Here is a 21,856-nt window from a genome sequence, read left to right as displayed (position 1 = left end):
ATACCGTTTACAGGTGATGCCCCCCGTGCTGTTTCAAGTCTTCGATTGCGGCTGCAGGCGTTATTCCCGTACCTATTCTTCCGGCGTGATCCTTGAGGAACCTAGCCCTGTCAGTCTTGTTCCAGGATGAGTCGGGCGAATCATCTTCGTCGGGATCCAGGAGTACCGCGACCCACGCTCCGGCCGGAAGACCGTCAGTCGAGGTCGCAACGAACAACGCCAGTCGAGGGCGGCCTTCTGCTTGGTAGCCCTCGCTGGTCTCTCGGACTGTGTAACTAGTTCCGGCAAAGTCTCGTAAGAGTGCGAGGATCTCTGGCCTCCGGTCGCGCAGCCAGTCGGGAGTTACCTTGGGCCAGTAGCCAGCCGTCGGCACGTAGACGGCGTGAGGTTCCACTCCCCAGACGCAGTCGAACGCGAACTGCTTGCCGTTCTCGCGGTAGACGAGCAGTTCCTTCCATTGCGCGACGAACTCTCCAGGCATCGAGCCAACATACTCGGACGTCGTGGCGGTCATCAGGACCTCAGCCACATCTTGACTCGCCGATCCCCTCGCCGTCGAAGTCCGCCGTCGCGGTAGCGTTCGCGGTGATCGGCACGGAATCACCTGCGAGGACGCGCCAAGATCCAAGGTTGAGCTCGGGCCTCAGCCGGGTAAGCGTTCCCGGTGGCCGTACGGTGCACGATCTTGCTCTGCGGCGATGTGATGACTGGCCGCGGCGTGGATCAGATCCTCGAATCGCCGGGGGACCCCCGGCTGTGGGAAAGCATGGTCGACGATGCTCGCGACTACGTCCGGCTCGCCGAGATCGCGCATGGCCCGATCCACCGGCCAGTGCCCCCGTCCTGGATCTGGGGTGACGCGCTGGCCGAATTCGATCGGGTCGCCCCGGACGCACGCGTGATCAACCTCGAGACGAGCATCACCGGGCAGGGAAGCCCCGACCTGGCCAAGCCGGTCCTGTACCGGATGAATCCGGCGAATATCGCCTGCCTGACCGCCGCCCGTCCCGACGTGTGCGTGTCGGCGAACAACCACATCCTGGACTTCGGCCGGGACGGTCTGGCGGACACGCTCGCCGCACTGCGTGATGCGAGGCTTCCGAACGTCGGCGCCGGGCCGAACGAGGCGCAAGCCTGGCAGCCGGCGATGACGGCCCTGCCTGCAGGCCAACTGATGGTGTTCGCGGCCGGTACGCCGAGTAGCGGCGTTCCCTCGGCGTGGGCGGCTCGCGACAGCCTTTCAGGGGTGGCCTACCTGCCGGATCTGTCGGACGCCGCTGCGGAGTCGTTGATCGACCGGATCGAGCGTGTACGCCGGCCGGGCGCCATCGTCGTCGTGTCGATTCACTGGGGATCGAATTGGGGTTACGACGTGCCCCGTGAGCAGGTCCGGTTCGCGCACAGGCTCGTCGACGCGGGCGTCGACCTCGTGCATGGTCATTCGTCGCATCATCCGCGGCGCTTCGAGGTCTATCGGGATCGGCTGATCCTCTATGGATGCGGCGACTTCGTGGACGACTACGAGGGTATCGGCGGCTACGAGGGGTTCCGCGATGACTTGCGGCCGGCGTACTTCGCCTCGTTGGACGCCGAGGGACGGCTCGAAAGCCTGCGCATCGTTGTATATCGATCACGACGCTTGCGCCTCGAGCGAGCTGCGCCGGCCGACATCGCCGAGATGGCGCGCACGTTCGCTGACATCGGCAGTCCTGTCCGGATGCACACCGACGGCTCGCTCACGGTCGCGCGAGCCTCGTGAGAAACACGGTCCGCGACCACCATTGCGTCGCCGTCAACACCTCCGGAAGCGCCGACGCAAGATCAGAAGCCGTCGCGGCCCATCACTCGACGCTCGTACGCTGGCACACGCGCCCCGATTTCGATCATGTTTTCATCCAACCCGTTAGCAACAGCGAACCGGCCCGTCTCGAAGACGAACTCGACCGCCACCATCCCATCGGCCATATCGCGGTCACCGCGCCACTCCAGCAAGGCCACCTCTCGCACCTCACTGCCGACGAAATCGCCGAGAAGGACCTCGCCGGCCCGCCACACCGGGGCGAAGTCGGCCTCGTCCCAGCCGCCGATCGGCGCGGAGCAGTCGATCGTATTCCAGGTGATCGACAAGTCGTCGAACTTCTGGTGGCAGATCTCGACGCGCTCACCCTCAAAATCAAACACCACCGGGCAATCGGCGTACCAGGAACCATCCTCGACGAAGTACACGAGATCAACAGATGTCAACCTGCGACCGGCCAGCCCGCCCAGACGCTCACCGTGCGCCGCCTTGATCGCCTTCAGGCCGGCAAGCCAGTCTGGCACGAAGCCAGGGATGCCGAGGTGCACCCGTCGATTGTGCACTATGCGGTTTGAGTGCGTGCCCAGGTTTCCCCGCCCACAACCGGGTCGCCTGGCCGAACAACTAGTCGTAGCGGCCCGGGTCCGCGATGCCACCTTGCTTCGAGCCGGCCTCCTCGGGCATACGATCTTTGTGCGTCAACGCGTATTTGGCTCCGCAACGGAACCCATGTGCCGACCGCGCGAGTGAGACGACGGGTACTCGCAAGCAAGGAGAAGAAGGTGCCGCTCAACCAGCAAGTGGCGAGATACTCGTTTCTCGCTGAGATGTACCAGGACGACTATTACCCGGATCATGTCGTCGACCTGGGCAAGGCGATCCTGGTCCGGATGTGTGACCGCATCGAAGCCGAACAGCCCGCGGACCTTGCCGCGCTCTACGCGATCACGCACGCGGCGACCGAGGAGTTCAACGACCTTGAGGAAGCTTTCGACCAGGCGGGCAGCGAGATCGAGACCGTTGCCCGCGACGCGATCGGCACGGACTTCGACTTCATCGCAACGGCCTACGGGTTCGCTGACGCCGACATCGAAGAACTGATCTCCACCCGGGAATGGTGACCCCGCGACGCCAGTGGCCGTCACCACCATCACCACAAAGTCATTGGGCGCGCCGCACGGTTCGAGCTTGAGGATGGTTCGGACGGGTCGCCGTGGCGTGTGTGGGCGGAGTCGATGTCCGGTTGAATCATGCGCACGTGACCATCGGCGAGTCCACCGACGAGATCGGCTACTCTCCCGACGCGCGAGCGCCGAATCAAGGTCTTCGACCCCATCCGTCACGGTGGCCGTCCGTGCGTCGGCGCACGGACGGCCGCGAGCGATGGGTTACCTGATCAGCGACTGCCGGATGACGTCCGGGGTGCCGTCGCCGTTGTTGTCCTCATTCGAGGTGCCGAACCAGATGGCGTTGTCCGAGGGCACCTTGGTGATGGAGCGGATCCGGCCGTAGGTGCTGACCCAATAGCTGGATTCGTTGGTGATGCCGGTGCCGGTGATCTCCAGTCGCCACATCCGCTGGCCGCGCAGCGCGCCGAGGTAGATCGTGTCGTTGACGATCGCCATGCCGCTGCACGAGCAGGACGAGACGCCCTTCTGCCACTTGGGGTTGGTCATGCCGGACGTGCTGCAGCTGCCCTCGCAGGTCGGCCAGCCGTAGTTCTTGCCGGACTGGATGAGGTTGACCTCGTCCCAGGTGGCGTTGCCGAATTCGGCTTCCCACAGGTTGCCCTGGGAGTCCCAGGCGAGCCCTTGCGGGTTGCGGTGGCCGTAGCTGTAGATCCGGGTACCGAAGGGGTTGCCGGGGGCCGCCGCGCCGGTCTTGGTGATGCGCAGGACCTTGCCGTTGAGCGAGTTGACGTCTTGGGCGAGATCTTGCTGCTGGGAGTCTCCGGTGGTGACGTAGAGGTAGCCGTCTGGGCCGAACCGGATCCGGCCGCCGTTGTGGTAGCGGCTGGACCGGATGCCGCCGAGGATGACGGTCCGGTTCGTCAGGGTCGAGCCGTTGAACGTCATCTTCACGACGCGGTTCTGGGTGGTGCCCCCGTCGTTGGAGGTATGCATGAAGAACCAGTCGGTGTCGGTGGTCCCGTTCCAGGTCGGCGAGGCCGCGCAGCCCATCAGGCCGCCTTCCCCGTCGGTGGTGACGCTGTTGGGCACCGTGCCGATCAGGGTCTTGGTGCCGCTGGGCGTCAGTTTGTAGACCTGGAAGGTGTCGCGCTGGGTGACCAGGGCGTAGGTGCCTTGGGGGTTCCAGCAGATGTCCCAGGGGATGTCCCAGCTGCCCGCGATCGTCGTCGGGCTCTGTGGCGTACCGCGGCTGCAGGCACTGGTCGTGAACGGGCCGACGGCGTTGCTGGCCGCCGAGGTGTTGCCCGCTTTGTCCTTGGCGACCACATGCAGGGTGTAGGAGGTGCCACAGGTCAGCCCGGTGACGGTGGCGGAGGTGGCCGGCGGGTTGCCGCTGAGGGCGAACAGGTTGGCGTTGGCCGCGTTCTGCACAATGTATTGCCGAACACCGATGTTGTCGGTGGACGCTGCCCAGGTCAGGTTCACCGAGGTCTGCGTGACGTTGCTGGAGGCGAGATTGGTCGGGGCGGACGGCGGGCTCACATCGGAACTCGCCCCGGTGACGCAGCCGCTGCCGTCCGGTTTGGTCGCCAGCGGGCTGGTGGCGGACACGTTGCCGGCCGCGTCCCGCGCGAAGATCGACAATCGGTAGGTGAAATTGAAGTTGAGATCGGTCAGCGTGTAGGGCGATGACGCGGGTGAGGCCAGCAGCGTGCCGTCGTGGTAGATGTCGTACGCCACCACTGCGACGTCGTCGGTCGAGGCCGGCCAGTCCAGAGTGATCGAATCCTGCACGATCGGGTCGCAGACGGGCTGCCCGGGGGTCGTCGGAGACTGGGTGTCCAGCGGCGCGGCGACGCGCAGCCGGTCGAGGTTCGGCCCGCCGTTGACCGTGGTCGAGGTCAGCCGGATGGTGTTGCTTCCGGCGTTGAGGGCGACGTTGACGGTCTGGGTGGCCCAGGTGTCCCAGTTCGTGGTGCCCTGGAAGACGATGTTGGTGACCAGCGTGTTGTTGGCGAAGACGTCCATCGGCCGCACTGTCGTGGTGCCGTTGGAGAACCGGATCTCCACCGAGTAGGTCCCGGCCACGGCCGAGGTCACCGTGCAGGCGATGCCGCTGCCGACGGCGTTGTCACCGTTGACGAAACCCGTGCCGGTGTATCCGGTGTGGTTGGACTCGACGACGCCTTGGGTGAGCGTGCAGCTCTCGGCCTGATAGTCGGTGTAGTTCTGCGGCGGCGCCACTTCGAAGTCGAGGAAGTCGATGTTCGCGTCACCGTTGGCTGTGGTCGCGGCCAGCTTGATCGTGTTGGAACCGGCGTTCACCGGCACCGTGACGGTCTTGGTGACCCAGGTCGTCCACGCGCCGGTGCCGGCGAACGACACCGCCGCCGAGGCGGTCCCGCCGTTCACGATGACGTCGGCCGGGCGGTCGGTGGTCGTGCCGTTGGCGTACCGGATGCCCAGGGTCGCAGTGCCGGCGTTGGGCGCGGTGACCGTCCAGGTCACCGAGCCGCCGACGGCGTTGGCGGTATTGCAGAATCCGGTTCCGGAGAAGCCGGTCCAGTTCGAGTCGATCGTGCCGTCACACACGGCCGGTGAGTTCTCCGCCTCGTACCGGGTCGGCGCGGCGGAGGCCGGAGTTCCGGCCAGCGCCGTCAGCACGAGCGCGGCTGCGGCCAGCCCGCCGGTGATCCTTGCCTTTCTCATTGATTCACCTCGTCCCTTGGGAGGTCTGCGTCGCTGTTGCGGGGTCAGATCGTGAGACGGTCCAGATTGGGATTGCCGTCCGCTCCGGTCGCGGTGATCCGGATCGTGTTCGCTCCACCGGCGAGTGACGCGGTGAAGGTCGCCGTCGACCAGGTGTCCCAGTTGCCGGTGCTGGGGAAGGACAGCGTCTGCACCAGCGCCCCGTTCACCCGGACGTCTGCGGTACGCGTCGCCGCGGTGCCGTTGGCGTACCGGAGGGTGATCGTGGCCGGACCGGCGGCGGACGGCGTGACGGTCCACTCGACGTAGGGCCCGGCGAGGTTGTCGCCGTTGACGAATCCGGTCCCGGTGTATCCGGTGTGGTTGGACTCGACGACGCCTTGGACGATCGTGGCGTCCTCGGCCTCGTAGTTCTGCGTCGGCGTGCTGGGCGTGACGGTGACGTCGAGATAGTCGAGGTTGGCCACGCCGCCGCTGCCGGTGGCGGTGAGCCGGATCGTGTTGGCGCCGGCGGCGAGGGAGACGGTGGCGACCTGCGTCTTCCACAGCGACCAGGCGCCGGTCGGCGGGAAGGCCAGCGACGTCGAACCGCTGCCGTTGACGGTCAGGGTGGCGGGCCGGTCGGCGGTCGAGCCGTTGCCGTAGTCGAAGGTGAGCCGGGCCGGCCCGGCCTGCACGGCGGTCACGGTGAACTCGACGTAACTGCCGGAGCTGTTCGGCGTGTTGACGAATCCCGGCCCGGAGTAGCCCGACCAGTTCGTGTCAACGGTGGAACCGCTCGTGAAGACGGCGTTCTCCGCCTCGATGCGAGTCGTCGTGCCGGCCCGCGACACGCGATAGAGGGTCGTGGCGTGCGCGCCGACCGACGCGCTGATCGCCCCACTCGTCGTCGAGGTCGCCTTCGACCACAGATCCTTGAGCGTGTAAGAGGAGGAGCCCCCGATGCCGATCGCTGCCGCCGAGGTCGCGATGGTGGCGGTCGTCGTCGTCTCGTTGGACAGGGCGACCGCGCGATCGCCGTTGGCCAAGGTGCGGGCGTAGACGACGTGGCCCGCCCCGTCATTGCTGACGAGGGTGCCCTGGCGGCCGAGTGGGTCCTGGTCGACCGCGATGACGTCGGCATTCTTGAGGATGCTGAACGTGTCGGCCGTAGCCTTGCGCAGGTCGGAGCCGATCAGCAGCGGAGCCGCCATGATCGCCCAGAGGCTGAAATGTGTGCGGTACTCCGTGGCGGTCATGCCGCCGTTGCCGACTTCCAGCATGTCGGGATCGTTCCACTGGCCGGGCCCCGCGTATTGCGAGAGCACCCGGTTGGCCTGCGCCTTGCCGATCATGCTGGTCCAGTTGTCGCTGATGTCCCCCGTTGTGCGCCACAGGTTGCCGACGTCGGCGCCCCAGGTCCACACCTTCGGATCGCTGCGTCCCCATTCGCAGATCGAGTAGACGATCGGCCGTCCGGTCGCCAGCAACGCGTCCCGCATCGTCGTGTATCGCAGCACCGGATCCACGCCCTGGTTGTTGCAGTTGTCGTACTTCAGGTAGTCCACGCCCCAGGACGCGAAGGTGGCCGCGTCCTGCTGCTCGTGACCCAGCCCGCCGGAGAAGCCCAACGTGTTGCAGGTCTTCGTGCCGGCGCTGGTGTAGATGCCGAGTTTGAGGCCGCGCGCGTGCGCGTAGTCGGCCAGGTACTTGATGCCGCGCGGAAACCGCGCCGGGTCAGGGATCAGGTTGCCGGCGGCGTCACGCGAGTTCGGCGCCGGTACGGCCCAGCAGTCGTCGAGGTTGACGTAGGTGTATCCGGCCTCGCGCAAGCCCTGGTCGACGAAGATGTCCATGATGCCGAGCACCATGGCTTCGTTGAACTCGGCCCGGCAGGCGGTCGAGTTCCAGTTGTTGAAGCCCATCGGGGGCGTCCGCGCCAGGCCGTTGGCCAGCGCCGTCGCCGGTCGCGCTCCGCCGATGACCATCAGCACGGTCGCGGCACAGGTCACGGCCGCTGCGATCAAGGCTCGTGCCATCTTCTGAGTACGCACAAAGCACTCCTCAGGACAGGGTGATCCGGTCGAGGTTGGGCCCGCCGTTGGCGGTGCTCGCCGTCAGGCGCAGCGAGTGCGTGCCCGAACCGACGCTGATCGTCTTCGTGACGGTGGACCAGGTCGTCCACGCGCCGGTCGGCGGGAAACCGACCGAGCCGAGGGAGACGCCGTCGGCCGACAGCGTCATCGGCCGGTCCGCCGTCGTGCCGTTGGCGTACCGGATGATCAGCGTGGCGGCGGGGCCGGTGACGGTGAATTGCACAGAGCACCCGGCGATGTTGTCGGTGTTGACGTAACCCGTGCCGGTGTAACCGGTGTGCTCGCTTTCCACGACGCCTTGCGAAATCGTCGCGGCCTCGGCCTGGTAGTCCACCGGGGTCAGCGGCACGACCTGAACCTCGAGGTGATCGAGGTTGGGACCGCCGTTCGACGTCGTCGAGGTGGCCCGGACGGTGCTGCCGCCGGCCGGCAGACGGACCCCGGTGATGGTCTGGGTGTCCCAGTCGTCCCAGTTCACGGTGGGTGCGAAGGCCAGCTCGTCGGCGATCAGGGATCCGTTGACGGTCACGTCCATCGGGCGGTTGGCCGTGGTGCCGTTGGCGTACCGGAACGTGAGGGTGGCCAGGCTGGCGCCGGGTGCGGTGACCGTCCATTGAAGATAGGAGCCGGCGACGTTGTCGAGGTTGACGAACCCCGTTCCGGTGTAGCCGGTGTGGTTGTTCTCCACCGCTCCCTGGCTGATGACGGCGTTCTCCGCCTCGTACCGAGTGCCCACCGGCGGCGGGTCGCCCGCTCCCCATTTGTACGCCCGCATCGTATTGATCAGCAGGTAGCAGTCCTGGAGACTGCCTGAGGTGTCGCCGAGCGACCGGTAGATCCCCCACTTCGGCCTTACCCGGTCCTGCAGCCAGGTGTCGACGCCGCTGCGGGTCACGTCGATCACCGTCGTCGCGCCGTCGCGCAGCACCCAACGGACGCGGCCGGTGTCACTGTCCCCGATCGTCATCTCCAACTCGACGTCGATCCACTTGTTCTGCAGCGGGACCAGGTCGGCCAGGCCGACCGTGACGCCACCGGCGACGAGCTCGACTTTCTGTACGCCGTCGTGCCGGCGCAACGACATGGTGATCATGGGTAGCGTGTCGGTGCCCGGGGCCTTGGTCTGCATGATGTGGGTGAAGGTGGTGGTCGCCTTGAGCGAGCCGGGAATGAACATCCGATGGGCGAGCTTCCAGGTCTCGCCCTTGGCCAGGATGAGATCCGCACCGTCCCACACCATGCCCTTGACCTCTTGCCGTTGCCGGTCGGTCATGGTGTCCCGGTCGACGAGGTGCATGGTGAAGCGGTAGTCGTTGCCGGAGACGTAGATGTGCGGCTGACCGGCCGGATGCGAGTTCGCCCGGTCGTCTTCGACTCCTTCGAACGCCGCGAGGCCGTGCGTACCGGCCTCCGGCGCCCAGCGCAGCTGCCAGGTGGCCGCGGCGGCGCTCGCCGCGCCGAGTGGCTCGCCAGGGCGGGCGAGTTGCGCCGCCCCGGCCGCCGCGCCGACTGCCGCAGCCGCCGCGACCAGCACAGTTCTCCTACGCATCGTCATTCCTCCCCAGTGCCTCACCGCGTTGATCATGGAGTTGACCGCGGTTTCGACGGCGTGTCGCAGCCGCGAACCCCATGATCAACAGCGGCGAACGGTGGTCAGCTGATCGAGATCCGGTCCAGGTTGGGTCCGCCGTTGGCGGTGGTGGAGGTCAGCCGGACCGTATGGCTGCCCGCGCTGAGCGAGATCGGCGTCGAGGCGCTCACCCACGTCGTCCACGCGCCGGTGCCGGCGAGGGAGATCGTGGCGCCGGCGACGCCGTCGACGATGACCGTCATGGGGCGGTCGGTCGTGGTGCCGTTGGCGTACCGGATCGTCAGGGTCGTCGCCGGGCCGGTGACCGTGCAATCGATGCCGGAGCCGACGACGTTGTCGCCGTTGACGAATCCCGTGCCCGTGTAACCGGCCCAGTTGGATTCGACGACACCTTGCAGGATCGCGCAGTCTTCGGCCTGGTAGTCCACCGGCGCGGGGCCGGTCGAGAGGACGTCGAGGTAATCGAGGTTCGGCGCGCCGCCGGCGGTCGTGCCGGTGACTCGGATCGTGTTGACGCCGGCCGCGAGGTTCGCGCTGAGCGAGGTCGTGGTCCAGGTGGTCCACGCTCCTGTGGGAGCGAACGCCGGCGTGGTCACCGTCGTGCCGTTCACCGACACGGTCGAGGTTCGGTCGGCGGTGGTGCCGTTGGCCCAGCCGAAGGTGAGCGTGTAGGGGCCTGCCGCCGAGGCGTCCACCTGCCATTCGGCGTACGCGCCGACGGCGTTGGCGGTGTTGCAGAAGCCGCTCCCGGAGAACGGTGGCTGGTTGCTGTCGATCGTGCCGTCGCAGACCGCCGGCGGGCTTTCGGCTTCGAGACGACCGGGGCCGGGCACGACGACCGCGCCGGAACTGGCGTAGTCCGAACCGATCCAGGCTTCGTCGATCCGCAGCCGGTCGATGCCCTGCGTACTGGTCTTCTCCAGCCGCACGTGCCGGGTCGTGACCCGAGTCAAGTCGATGATCTGCACACCGCGAGCGTTCGGCAGACTGCCGCTCTTGACCTGGGTCCAGGTGCTGCCGTCGCTGGAGGTGTAGACCTTGTACGCGTTGATCCGTGCGGAGCCGCTGGCGGGGTAGACGGTCGAGTCTTCGCGCTGGTTTATCCCGATGTACTGCACCGGCTTGGCGGTGCCGAGGTCGAACCGCAGCGAGACGGTCGCGGCGTTGTTGTTGTCCCAGTAGGTGAGGTAGTCGCCGTCGGCCGCGGCCGAGGCGGGGTGACCGGAGGCCGACGCGGAGGCGCTCATCGCGTACGACGTGGGCGCGATGATGCCCGCACGGCCGCTCGTCACGACCTTGAAGACGGTGTCGTACTGGTCCCAGCCCGATAGCCCGGTCAGGGTCAGCCAGCCGCCGCTCTGGGTGAAGGCGATCGGCGCGCCGGTACGCAGATTCGTGACCTGGGCGATCTTGTACGCGTTGTCGCGCAGCCGCAGTGTCGACGTCGTGGGCGCCGTCAAGACATGGATGTAGTGCAGATCGGCGTTGGTCTTGCTGACAGTGGTCACGCCGTGCGCGCCGTCGTTCCAGAAGCCGGGGTCCAGCCCCCCGTACATGTATCCGCCGCCTTCGGTGCCGCCGATGGACTCCCATATGCCGTTCAGGTAGGTGTTGGCGAACGTGTTGAAGGCGGCTTGTGCGGCGGGGAACTTCCCGTTGTTCATCGCGGTCTCGGCCATCAGCGCTTTGATCGACGATCCGGCGTTGGTGATCAGCCGGCCGAGGGTGAGCTTGTAGTCCACCGAGTTGTCCGTGCCGGTGTACCACCACGACCCGCTGGTGGGCAGTTTGAAGTCTGCCTCGGTGAGCCGGGGTGCGGCGGTGTAGACCGCTTGCGGGTAGTCATAGCTCGGCGTCATGCCGGTCTTCTGCTCGTTGCTGATCATGTCCATGATCGGCGTGTCTTCGTTGTTGTTGCTGATCGTGTAGCTCGGCCGCTGCTGGTAGATCTGCGCGTAGAGGTTGTGGCTCTCCCAGTACGCGTTGTCGTTGTCGATCCAGAATCCGCCCAGGTCCGGATAGCGATTCATGACCTCGAAGAAGTTGTCGTAGCTGAATTCCCCGAAGCCGTCGCGGGTGGTCAGGTCGACGGTGTGTCCCTTGTACGCGGAGTACGCCGAACTGTTGAGCCAGCTCTGACCCGACGGCAGTCCTTCGGCGTTCCACTGGGGGTCGTCGGTCATGTAGAGGATGGTCTTCATCCCGGCGGCGTTGGTCGCGTCGATCAGGTCGCGGAGGAAGTCGTGGCTGGTCAGCCGGCAGCTGCCCGGGATCGCCGAGGGCCAGGGCCGGGCGTACCCGAGGCGACTGTGGAACGTGGCGAGCACGAGGTACTGCGTGTGCAGTTTCTTGGCCTCGGCAACCCAGTAGTCCGGGTCCCAGCCGCCGCTGACGACGGCGCTCTCCCAGCTGCTGCAGCTGGTGTAGCCGGGCGAGGTACGCATTCCCCAGTGGAGGAACAGACCGCCCACCGAGTCCCGCAGGAACGCCTGCCGGGGATGCTGGAGATCAGCTTGCGCGGGAGAGGTCCCACCGGTGACGAGCGTAGCCGCCACGAGGAGCACCGCGCAGAGCCGGGCGAGGAGACGGGTCATCGCAACCCTCCGTCTAAAGATCCGATCAATCATGGGTCGGCAAGGTGCCGAGAGCATACGTACGCCGCATAGATCAATGGAAGAGCCAAGATTGATTGGATCTTTAGATGGGCAGGTTGCTTAACAAATATTGACCGACGGTGAACATCGTGGATATCTTCACGTGAGCCACGCGCAACCCGGCGACATCCGTCCACATCCGTGAACGTGGCGTGGCGGCTTGAAGGATCAGGAGGATCACCGCATGCGTTTCGTCAGACGGTTCATCTCGGCGTCCATCGGCGGCGCTCTGGTGGCCGTGACGCTCACATCGCTCAGCGCTCCCGCGACGGCGGCGGTGACGCGGCACGAGGCGGAAAGCGCCACGATCACGCAGGGCGTCGTCGAGGCGAACCATCTCGGCTTCTCGGGCACCGGCTTCGTCAACTACGACAACGTCACCGGCTCGTCCGTGCAGTGGAGCGTCGACGCCGTCGCCACCACGCCGGTCAAACTCATCCTCCGGTACGCCAACGGCACCACGACGAACAGACCCATGACCATCACCCTCAATGGACAGCCGATCGCCGCCAACGCCGCATTCCCCGGCACCGGGTCCTGGGACGCATGGCAGTCCATGGTCATCCCCGCGACGCTGACCGCCGGCGCGAACCTCGTCGAGGCGACGGCGACGACCGCCAACGGCGGGCCCAACGTGGATTTCCTCGACGTGGACGCCACTGCCCCACCCCAGGTCCTCGAAGCCGAAACGGCGACGTTCGTCGTCGGCTGCGTCGTGGAGAACAACTGGCCCGGGTACACCGGGACCGGCTTCGCCAATTGCGACAACACCGGCGGCAGCGGCGTGGAATGGACGTTCACCGCGCAACAGGCCGGCTCGACGAACCTGACGGTTCGATATGCCAACGGTGGCACGACGAACCGACCGGCAGCCCTGGCCGTGAACGGAACGATCGTCAGCACGCCGGTCTTCGGCCCGACCGGCGCCTGGTCAGCCTGGCAGACCGTCACCGTGCAGACTCCGCTGAACGCCGGGACGAACACCGTGCGCCTGACCGCCACGAGCGCCACCGGCCCGGCCAACCTCGATTCGCTGACCGTCGGCGGTGACGCCGGGCCGCCGTCCGGCACAGATTGGGCGGTGGCGATGGTGGAGTCGACCATGGCCCGATACACCCCCAGCACCATCGGGGGCTGGAGTTACCCGGTGGGGCTGTACATGTACGGGCAATACCTGGTCTATCAGCGCACCGGCGATCGCCGCTACTTCGACTACATCAGAAACTGGATGGACCGGTTCGTCGACACCAACGGCAACGTCTCGCAGAGCTACAACAACCTTGACAGCATGCTGCCGGGACGGGTGCTGCTCATCCTCTACCGGGAGACCGGGCAGGCGAAGTATCGAATCGCCGCACAGAAGATCCACGACCGGTTCGCCACCTATCCGCGTACCAGTGACGGCGGCTTCTGGCACGCGACGAGCGACAGCCGGGCCGGCCAGCTGTGGGCCGACGGGGCCTTCATGTCGATGCCGTTCCTGGCCGAGTACGGCGAGATCGTCGGCGACAGCGCGTACGCCTGGGAGGAGGCGACCAAGCAGATCGTCGTCTACGCCAACCACCTGCAGCAGCCGAGCGGCCTGCTCAGACATGCCTATGACGAGCCGCGCGACGAGACGTGGTCCGACAACGTCACCGGACTGTCCGCCGAGTACTGGTGCCGCGCCATCGGCTGGTTCGGCATGGCGACGCTGCAGATCCTCGACGTCCTTCCGGCGGATCATCCCCGGCGAGCGCAGCTGGTCACGATCGCGCAGAACATGGTGCGAGGGTTCGCGACCTATCAGGACCCCGTCAGCGGCCGGTGGTTCCAGGTCGTCGACAAGGGAAACCGGGCGGACGACTGGACCGAGACCTCCTGCTCGTCGATGTACGCGTACACGATGGACAAGGCGATCGCCGACGGATACGTCGCCGCCACCTATCAGGGCAACGCCGACCGGGGTGTCCAAGGCGTGCTGAACCGGATCTCCCTGGGGTCCGACGGCCGCACCAACCTCACCGACATCTCCATCGGCACCAACGTCGGCGACTACGCCTATTACGTCGGGCGTACGCGCGCCACCAACGACTTCCACGGTCTGGGCGCGTTCCTGATCATGTACGAGCAGACGCGTACCTGACGCGTCGAAAGCGGCTCCGGTTCCACCCGGAGCGGCGGTCGCCCCGGGCCAGGCGCGGGTGGGGGCGTCCGAGCGGGGTGCGGGGCCGGTCAGCCTCGCACCCCGCGATCACGTTCAGAGCGCCTTGCGCAGCCATTCCTCCACACCGGCGATGTGCACGGCGGCCCAGGAGCGGGCGACGTTGGCGTCCCGGCTGCGCAGCGCGGCGTAGATCGCCCGATGCTGTTCTCGAGTGCTGTCGGCCGCGTCCGCCTGGGTCAGCCCGCGCCACACCCGAGCACGCAGTGTCGGGGCCGACAGGCTCTCGATGAGCGAGGCCAGCACCGGGTTGCCTGCGCCCCGCGCGATCTGGCGATGGAACTCCAGGTCGGCATCGATGAGTTCGTTGATGTCGGCCGCCGACTCCATGCCGTCGATCACCGTGCCGAGTTCGGCCAGCTGTTCGTCGGTCATCTTCCTGGCCGCGAGCGCTGTCGCCTCGGATTCCAGGATGCGCCGAACCTCCAGCAGATCCAGCACGCTGTCATCGCGATGGAAGTCGATGATGAACCCGACCGTGTCGAGCAAGACCGCGGGTTGCAGGCTGGTCACGTACGTGCCGTCGCCTTGCCGGACGTCGAGCACCCGGATCAGCGACAAGGCCTTGACCGCCTCGCGCAGCGAATTGCGGGACAGGCCCAGTCGCACGGCGAGGTCGGACTCCTTGGGCAGCCGTCCGCCTGGGCGCAGCTCGCCCGAAACGATCATCTCCTTGATGCGCTCGATCGCCTCATCGGTAAGGGCCATGCGGCCAAGGATAGGGCGGCCGAGCGCACTCTCCGCACCGTCCGTTACGACAAATCATTGGATGTATCTCGCTTGCTGCTGCGACGCCAGGCAACCGGTATGGCCACGGCCACCGGGTTGCCTCATCCTGATAGGCCAGTTAGTTTACAAACGTCGGATGATCGCGTCATCCAGACACGTCGTGGCCGTCACGCTCCGCGACCGACGTCGGGGCCGGCCGGGGCACCGGGGCCACCCGGCAGTCATCCCATCATTGGTCCAGGCAGTGCCCGATATACATATCTAATGCCTTGACATCCTGGCGAAACATCGGATGTAATCCCCGGATGAGGAGACGATTGCTCACGCTGGGGATGGCGGTGCTCCTCGCCGCCCCAACCCTGGCCGCCTGCGAAGTCGGCGAGCCGAACACGCCTGCCGGCAAGAAGGAGATCACCTTCCTGGTCTTCGAAACACCCAATCTCACGCCGCAATACTGGGACGCCGCGATCAAACGGGTGACCGACAAGCACCCCGACATCACCGTGAAGAAGCTGGTCTCGCCGGACCAGGACCGCACCACGTACGCCAAGCAGTTGCTGAGCTCCGGGCAGTTCCCCGATGTCATGATCGCCGTGTCGCCGGCCGGTTTCGCCGAGGGCGGCAACCTCTACGCCTGGACGCCCGAGGAGCTCAAGGACTTCCAGTTCCCCACCAACGGCGCGATCAAGGGCAAGGTCTACCAACTGCCCGCCAACACTCAGACCATCCCGACCGTCTACTACAACAAGGACCTGTTCGCGAAGGCCGGCATCACCGGCGAGCCCAAGACCTACGCCGAGCTGATGTCTGCTGCCCAGAAGCTCAAGGCCAACGGAATCACACCGTTCGTCACGGCCGGGGTGCACGACTCGATCGGCCCGCTGTGGGCCGGCATCCTCGCCACCGACGTGTATGCCAAGAATCCGAACTGGATGCACGACCGCCGGGCCGGCAAGGTGAAGTTCTGCGACGCGGAGTTCAAGGCAGGCGCCACGAAGCTGGCCGACCTCGCGCGACAGGGCTACGTCGACGCTAAGGACGTCTCGCGCGATTACGCCGCCGGGCAGCAGGCGTTCCTGGACGGCAAGGGCGCGATGTACGCGATGGGCAACTGGCTCGCCGGCGAACTCGACAAACCCACCACGAAGCTCCACGTCGGGCAGTTCGCCTGGCCCGCGGACGACGGCAAGCTGGTCATCCCCGCCTTCACCGGCGGTGGGTTGCTCGTCAGCGCCAAGGCCAAGAACCTCGATGCGGCGAAGACCTTCGCGCTCGGCTTCCAGCTCGACAAGGGCAATCTCGACAACTCGGCCAAGGCCGACGGGCTGTTCCCCGCGATCAAGGGCTACACGCCGCCGTCCGACGTCGGTGCGGCCTACAAGCTGGGTTACGACTTGTACGCACAAGGCGTCGCGGCCAACGCGGTGGTCCCGGCGTTCGGCTTCGAGGCCGGCGACGACGGCATGCTGCCGGGCGTGACGGCGAAGTGGGATTCCTCCGCGGTCGACCTCGTCACCGGCAAGAAGACCGCAGACCAGGTCTGCGCGTTCCTCGACGCCGAATGGGCGAAGGCGGCCACCTGACCATGAGATCCTCCGTGTCCCGCCGCCCGATGATCGGGCGGCGGGTCTGGCATTTCGTGTCGTTCGGCGGCCCGGGCACCGCGGTCTACCTATGCTTCGTGCTGGCCCCGATCCTGATCAGCTTGGGCTACAGCCTGACCAACTACAACCCGTTCCGCGACGAGACACACTTCGTCGGCCTCGACAACTACCGGGTGCTGCTGACCGACGAGGAGTTCCTCACCTCGTTGCGGGTGACCGGCATCCTCACCGCCATCGTGGTGATCGTCCCGAACGTGGCCGGCCTCGCCATCGCCGCACTGCTCGATCGCCAGAGCTGGTTCTTCTCCAGCCTGCGTACCGTCTTCTTCGTCCCGGTCGTGCTCAGTTCGGTCGTGGTCAGCGTCATCTGGACCCGCCTGCTGGACAACGACGGGCTGATCAACCAGACCCTCCGCGCGATCGGCGTCGACGAGCCACCCGGGTGGTTGTCGGACCCGGACTACGCCCTCTATTCGCTGGGCGGCATCCTGTCGTGGCAGATGCTGGGCTTCTGCGTCGTCATCTACCTGGCTGGGCTCCAGCACATTCCGCAGGAGTTGCTGGAAGCGGCCGCGATCGACGGGGCCGGCCCGGTACGCCGTTTCTGGCGGATAACGTGGCCGCTGCTCGCTCCGGCGCTGACCATCAACACCGTGATCCTGCTGATCTCGGCGTTCAAGGTCTTCGACCATGTCCAGATCATCACGCGCGGCGGACCGGGCTCCGGGACCACCGCCACCATCGCCTACAACGTCTTGCAGACCGGTTTCGTCGCCAACCGGCAAGGCTTCGCGTCCGCGATGGCGATCCTCATGCTGGTCATCATCGCGGCGCTGTCCGGCGTCGCGCTCAGACTGCTCCAGCGCCGTGAGGTGGATCTGTGAGGAAGGTGCTCGCCCTGCTGGTCGCGACGGTCTTCGCCGTCCCCCTCTACGTCGCCGTGGTCAACGTTTTCAAGGACGGGCCGCAGATCTCGAAGTCGCCGGCGTCGCTGCCGATCCCGCCCACGCTCGACAACATCCGGTCCGCCCTCGGGCGATCCGATCGCCTCTTCTGGGTCAGCCTCACCAACAGCCTCATCGTCACGTCGCTGTCGATCGCCGTGCTCACCGTGCTGTCGGCGATGCTCGGCCATTACCTTGCGCGTACGCGGGGACGGTGGACGCGTGCGTTGACGTTGTTGCTGCTCAGCGGGCTGATGATCCCGCCGCAGGTGATTTTGATGCCGGTGACTCAGGTGCTTCGAGCCGTCGGGCTGATGACGACCGTGCCCGGGCTCGTGCTGTTCAACGTCGGCTACTACGTGCCGTTCGGGGTCTTCGTCTTCACCGGGTTCGTGCGGGCCATCCCCGTCGAACTGGAGGAGTCGGCCGCCCTCGACGGAGCCGGCCGCGGTCAGACGTTCTGGCGCATAGTCTTTCCGTTGATGCGCCCGGCGACCGCGAGCGTGCTCATCTTCCTGGGAGTCTGGATCTGGAACGATTTCATCGATCCGCTCGTCATCCTAGGGCCGAGTCAAGGCACCACGGTGACCACGGGCATCTATCGCTCCATCGGCCAGTACCAGGTCGACTTCGGCGCGATGTTCGCCATGATGTTCCTCGCGACGCTGCCGGTGCTGATCTTCTTCCTGCTGTTGCAGCGGCACTTCGTGAAGGGTCTCACCGGTGGCGCCACCAAGGGTTAGCCTTGACGTGACATCCGACCAATCATACATTTAGAAGGCCGCATATCCGCGCCATGCGGGAAAGTCCACCGTCATTCATCCAATGTCTGGACCCTTCCCCAGGAGGTCGGAGATGAGACCGAGACGGCTGCTTCGCGTGGCCATGGCCATCGCAGCGGGCGTACTACTGGCGGGCGCGATCGACCAACCCGCGTTCGCCGCGACCTACAACGTCAAGAACTACGGCGCCACCGGAAACGGCTCGACCAACGACTCGGCCGCGATCCAGAAGGCGATCGACGCCGCGGCCGCCGCAGGCGGCGGCATCGTTCAATTTCCGTCCGGCACCTACAAGTCGGCCAACACCGTCCACCTGAAGAGCAACATCACCGTCCAGCTGGACGCCGGCTCCACCGTCATCGGCTCCAGCGCCGACACCTACGACCCGCCGGAGCCGAACCAGTGGGACGCGTACCAGGACTATGGGCACAGCCACTTCCACAACGCTATGTTCTACGGCGACCGGCTGACCAACATCGGGTTCACCGGCACCGGCACGCTCGACGGCGGCGGCAATTTGATCACCGGCAATCCGGCCTCCGGCGAAGCCGACAAGATCATCTCCCTGACCCGATGCGACGGGCTCGTCCTCGATGACATCACCCTGCGCCGGGGCGGGCACTTCGCGATCCTCACCAACAACTGCAACAACATCACCTCCGACCACTTGAAGATCTTCACCGCCTCCGACCGGGACGCGTGGAACATCATCAGCGCGACGAACGTGACCATCACCAACGGCGACATCAACGGCAACGACGACGCGATCGTGTTCAAGAGCGACTACGCGCTGGGCGCCAAACTGCCCAACGGCCACGTACGCGTGACCGACACCCACGCCAGCGCAGGCTGTTGCAACGCGCTGATGTTCGGCTCCGAGACCTGCGGGGACTTCACCGACTACGTCTTCGAGCGGATCTCCATCACCGGCGCGAACAAGTCCGGCCTGGGCATGGTGAGCATGGACGGGGCGAACATCACCGACGTCCACTACAAGGACATCACCATGACCGGCGTCAGCTCGCCGATCATGCAGAAGATCGGCACGCGCAGACGATGCGGCAACAGCCCCGGCATCGGCCACATCAGCAACATCACTTACGAGAACGTGACCGGCGTCGGCAAGAGCAGCCCGGTCTACAGCCCGACGCTGTGGGGCGAAGCCGGCGGCAACCAGATCAGCGACGTCACCTTCACCAACGTGCACCTGACCGTGCCGGGTGGCAGCTCGGCCATCTCGACCGGCGTACCAAGCAACGACCCGACCAACTACAACCCGAACAGCATCGGAACGAGGCCCGCCTACGGGTGGTACCTCCACAACGCGAACAACGTCTCGTTCGTCGACAGCTCGGTCGACTTCCAGACCAACGACAATCGCCCCGCCGTCATCGCCAACACCGGCAGCAACCTGCGATTCACCGACTTCACCGCCGAGCGCGGCACCGGCTCGGCCTACGACGTGGGTTTCCAGAGCGTCAACGGCTACTGCGCGACCGGCCAGAACACGACCGGCGGCGCGCTGCGCGTCAGCGCAGCCAGTTCCACCGAGGACTGCGGGACCGCCCCGCCACCCGGACGCTACGAGGCTGAGGACGCCACCTACTCGCCGGGAGTCTTGGAGAACACGCACACCGGCTACAGCGGCACCGGCTACGTCAACAGCGACAACGTGCTCGGCGCGTACGTGCAGTGGAACGTCCAGGTCGACGCGGCGGGACCGCACACGCTCAAGTTCCGGTATGCCAACGGCACGACGGCGGACCGTCCGATGGACATCACGGTCAACGGCGTCACCGTCGCCGCTGCGGTCTCCTTCCCGCCGACGGCCAACTGGGACACCTGGGCGACCGTCACGGTCACCGCGACCCTGACCGCCGGAACCAACAGCCTTCGCGCCACGGCGACGACAGCCGGTGGCGATCCGAACCTCGACTACGTGGACATCGCTGCGACCTCTCCCCCGCCACTGCGATACGAGGCCGAGAACGCCACCATCTCGCAGGGCGTGGTGGAAGCCAATCATCTCGGCTTCAGCGGCACCGGCTTCGTCAACACCGACAACATCGCCGGTAGCTACGTCGAGTGGACGGTCAACGGGACGGCCGCCGGGCCGGCGACCCTGCGGATCGCCTACTCGAACGGCACGACGACCACCCGGCCGGCCACGGTGTCGGTCAATGGAACAGTGGTCGCCTCACCAACCTTCGCCGGGACGGCGAACTGGGATACCTGGGCGATCACCTCGGTGCCCGTCAACCTCGCCGCCGGTGCGAACACCGTCCGGGTGACCGCCACGACGGCTGCCGGCTGCGCCAACCTCGACTATCTCGACGTCTGACCCGACGTCCGCGCCTCGCCTGCCCGCCGCACCGACCGCCGGGCAAGCGAGGCCCGGGCGGGGCGACGTTCGGGGACTGTTCACGGTGCCCTCAACCCCCGGCCATGATCAGGTGCGGGACGCGTTGAGAGCGTCATCCCATGTCATTTCGCCACTTCATCGTGGGTGCTGTGGCCGTCGGGCTGCTCGCCACGCCGGTCTCCGCGTACGCCGCCGACGCCGCCGGGCCGGGCGTCCTACCGCAGAAGACCCACTTCGACCTCCAAGCACACCGAGGCGGGCTGGGTCTGACTACCGAAGAGTCGCTGGAAGGCTTCGCGAAAGCGCTCCAGCTCGGGGTCACGACCCTGGAGCTGGACACCCACGTCACCAAGGACGAGAAGGTCGTGGTCAACCACGATCGCAAGATCTCGGCCACGAAGTGCCGGGACACCGCGCCCGTGATCGCCGGTGACCCGTCGTATCCGTACGTCGGCAAGTACATCAAGGATCTGACGCTCGCTCAGATCAAGACCATGGACTGCGGCTATCAGCAGCTGCCTGGGTTCCCGGAACAGGAGGTCGTCCACGGCTTCCGGATGGTCGAGCTGTCCGACGTGCTGGATCTCGTCAAGGCGTACCGGGCGCGCGAGGTCACGCTCAACATCGAGACCAAGGTCGAGGCGGGCGCGCCCGAGCAGACAGCGCCGCGGGCGCTGTTCGTCCGGCGGGTATACGAGGAAATCCACGCGTCCGGCATCGAGCGCCAGGTGACCATCCAGTCCTTCGACTGGGGCGCCCTGCGCGAGATGCATCGCCTCGCCCCACGTTGGCCGCTCGTGGCCCTGACGAACTACGACTTTCTGCAGGTCGGACAACCGGGTGCGTCGCCGTGGCTCGGCGGCCTCGACGCCGACGACTTCGGCGGTGACTTCGTCCGGGCTGCCGCGGCCATTCCCGGCGTGACGACACTCTCGCCGAACTACGGCTTCCCGCAGAACGGCAAGATCTCCGACCCTGGCTTCCGGTTCTATCCGGACGCGAAGATGATCGCCGACGCCCACGCCCGCGGTCTCAAGGTGGTCCCGTGGACGTGCGACGATCCGGCGACCATCGGTGCGCTCATCGATCTGCGAGTCGACGGGATCATCACCGACTATCCGGATCGCGTCCGGCAGATCATGGCCGAGCGGGGCATGCGCCTGCCGAAGGCGTACCACCGTTAGGTGATCGTGGTGGGCGTCGGCAGCCAGGCGACAGCACTTGCCATGTCGGAGAGTCGTCTATGCCAGAGCAGCCGAGGACAGGCGCGGGCCT

General features: G+C 66.3%; 15 protein-coding genes. 8 read left to right on the top strand and 7 right to left on the bottom strand.

All coding sequences use genetic code 11. The annotated features are described in order from the left end of the window. Positions 1 to 7: 7 nt before the first annotated feature. Positions 8 to 529 (bottom strand): hypothetical protein, encoded by a 522-nt coding sequence (locus HDA40_RS36490; protein WP_253762429.1) that lies wholly within the window; start codon positions 527 to 529, stop codon positions 8 to 10. Between the two features lie 135 nt (positions 530 to 664). Here HDA40_RS36490 and HDA40_RS36485 point away from each other — a divergent pair, with 135 nt between their 5' ends. Further along, complete coding sequence (locus HDA40_RS36485) at positions 665 to 1,759, top strand: CapA family protein (RefSeq protein WP_308197803.1); 1,095 nt, start codon at positions 665 to 667, stop codon at positions 1,757 to 1,759. Positions 1,760 to 1,821: 62 nt separating this feature from the next. On the opposite strand, the gene HDA40_RS36480 is transcribed toward HDA40_RS36485, so the two are convergent. Next, entirely contained in the window at positions 1,822 to 2,346 is a 525-nt protein-coding gene (locus tag HDA40_RS36480) for a hypothetical protein (protein WP_253762427.1), read from the bottom strand. 234 nt (positions 2,347 to 2,580) lie between these two features. Between HDA40_RS36480 and HDA40_RS36475 the strand changes: the two genes are divergently transcribed. Continuing rightward, positions 2,581 to 2,919, top strand: a complete 339-nt coding sequence (locus HDA40_RS36475; protein WP_253762426.1) for a DUF5713 family protein — start codon at positions 2,581 to 2,583, stop codon at positions 2,917 to 2,919. Between the two features lie 267 nt (positions 2,920 to 3,186). Here HDA40_RS36475 and HDA40_RS36470 read toward each other — a convergent pair whose 3' ends face one another. From HDA40_RS36470 to HDA40_RS36455, 4 genes are all read right to left on the bottom strand, one after another. After that, positions 3,187 to 5,637: a PQQ-dependent sugar dehydrogenase gene (locus HDA40_RS36470; protein ID WP_253762425.1), complete on the bottom strand. Its 2,451-nt coding sequence runs from the start codon at positions 5,635 to 5,637 to the stop codon at positions 3,187 to 3,189. A gap of 44 nt (positions 5,638 to 5,681) precedes the next feature. Continuing rightward, entirely contained in the window at positions 5,682 to 7,670 is a 1,989-nt protein-coding gene (locus HDA40_RS36465) for a carbohydrate-binding protein (RefSeq protein WP_253762424.1), read from the bottom strand. A gap of 10 nt (positions 7,671 to 7,680) precedes the next feature. After that, complete coding sequence (locus HDA40_RS36460; protein ID WP_253762423.1) at positions 7,681 to 9,261, bottom strand: carbohydrate-binding protein; 1,581 nt, start codon at positions 9,259 to 9,261, stop codon at positions 7,681 to 7,683. Between the two features lie 104 nt (positions 9,262 to 9,365). Then, positions 9,366 to 11,897: a carbohydrate-binding protein gene (locus HDA40_RS36455; RefSeq protein WP_253762422.1), complete on the bottom strand. Its 2,532-nt coding sequence runs from the start codon at positions 11,895 to 11,897 to the stop codon at positions 9,366 to 9,368. A gap of 244 nt (positions 11,898 to 12,141) precedes the next feature. Here HDA40_RS36455 and HDA40_RS36450 point away from each other — a divergent pair, with 244 nt between their 5' ends. Then, a complete protein-coding gene (locus tag HDA40_RS36450) occupies positions 12,142 to 14,082 on the top strand; it encodes a glycoside hydrolase family 88 protein (RefSeq protein WP_253762421.1) in 1,941 nt (646 codons plus the stop codon). Positions 14,083 to 14,196: 114 nt separating this feature from the next. On the opposite strand, the gene HDA40_RS36445 is transcribed toward HDA40_RS36450, so the two are convergent. Beyond that, positions 14,197 to 14,868 carry a FadR/GntR family transcriptional regulator gene (locus HDA40_RS36445; protein ID WP_253762420.1) on the bottom strand — a complete coding sequence of 224 codons (672 nt, stop codon included), beginning with the start codon at positions 14,866 to 14,868 and terminating at the stop codon, positions 14,197 to 14,199. A gap of 326 nt (positions 14,869 to 15,194) precedes the next feature. On the opposite strand from HDA40_RS36445, the gene HDA40_RS36440 reads away from it, so the two are divergent. From HDA40_RS36440 to HDA40_RS36420, 5 genes are all read left to right on the top strand, one after another. After that, positions 15,195 to 16,472 (top strand): ABC transporter substrate-binding protein, encoded by a 1,278-nt coding sequence (locus HDA40_RS36440; RefSeq protein ID WP_253762419.1) that lies wholly within the window; start codon positions 15,195 to 15,197, stop codon positions 16,470 to 16,472. 2 nt (positions 16,473 to 16,474) lie between these two features. Continuing rightward, a complete protein-coding gene (locus tag HDA40_RS36435) occupies positions 16,475 to 17,377 on the top strand; it encodes a carbohydrate ABC transporter permease (RefSeq protein WP_253762418.1) in 903 nt (300 codons plus the stop codon). Then, positions 17,374 to 18,180 (top strand): carbohydrate ABC transporter permease, encoded by an 807-nt coding sequence (locus HDA40_RS36430; RefSeq protein ID WP_253762417.1) that lies wholly within the window; start codon positions 17,374 to 17,376, stop codon positions 18,178 to 18,180. Before HDA40_RS36435 ends, HDA40_RS36430 begins: the two co-directional genes overlap by 4 nt. 112 nt (positions 18,181 to 18,292) lie before the next feature. Continuing rightward, positions 18,293 to 20,560, top strand: coding sequence for a CBM35 domain-containing protein (locus HDA40_RS36425; RefSeq protein ID WP_253762416.1), 2,268 nt, complete (start codon positions 18,293 to 18,295; stop codon positions 20,558 to 20,560). A 140-nt stretch (positions 20,561 to 20,700) separates the two neighbouring features. Beyond that, positions 20,701 to 21,765: a glycerophosphodiester phosphodiesterase family protein gene (locus tag HDA40_RS36420; protein ID WP_253762415.1), complete on the top strand. Its 1,065-nt coding sequence runs from the start codon at positions 20,701 to 20,703 to the stop codon at positions 21,763 to 21,765. Positions 21,766 to 21,856: the final 91 nt, after the last annotated feature.

The organism is Hamadaea flava (assembly GCF_024172085.1).
Lineage (GTDB): Bacteria > Actinomycetota > Actinomycetes > Mycobacteriales > Micromonosporaceae > Hamadaea > Hamadaea flava.
Note: the sequence above shows the minus strand (reverse complement) of the source record. Positions and strands in the feature narration are given on the sequence as shown.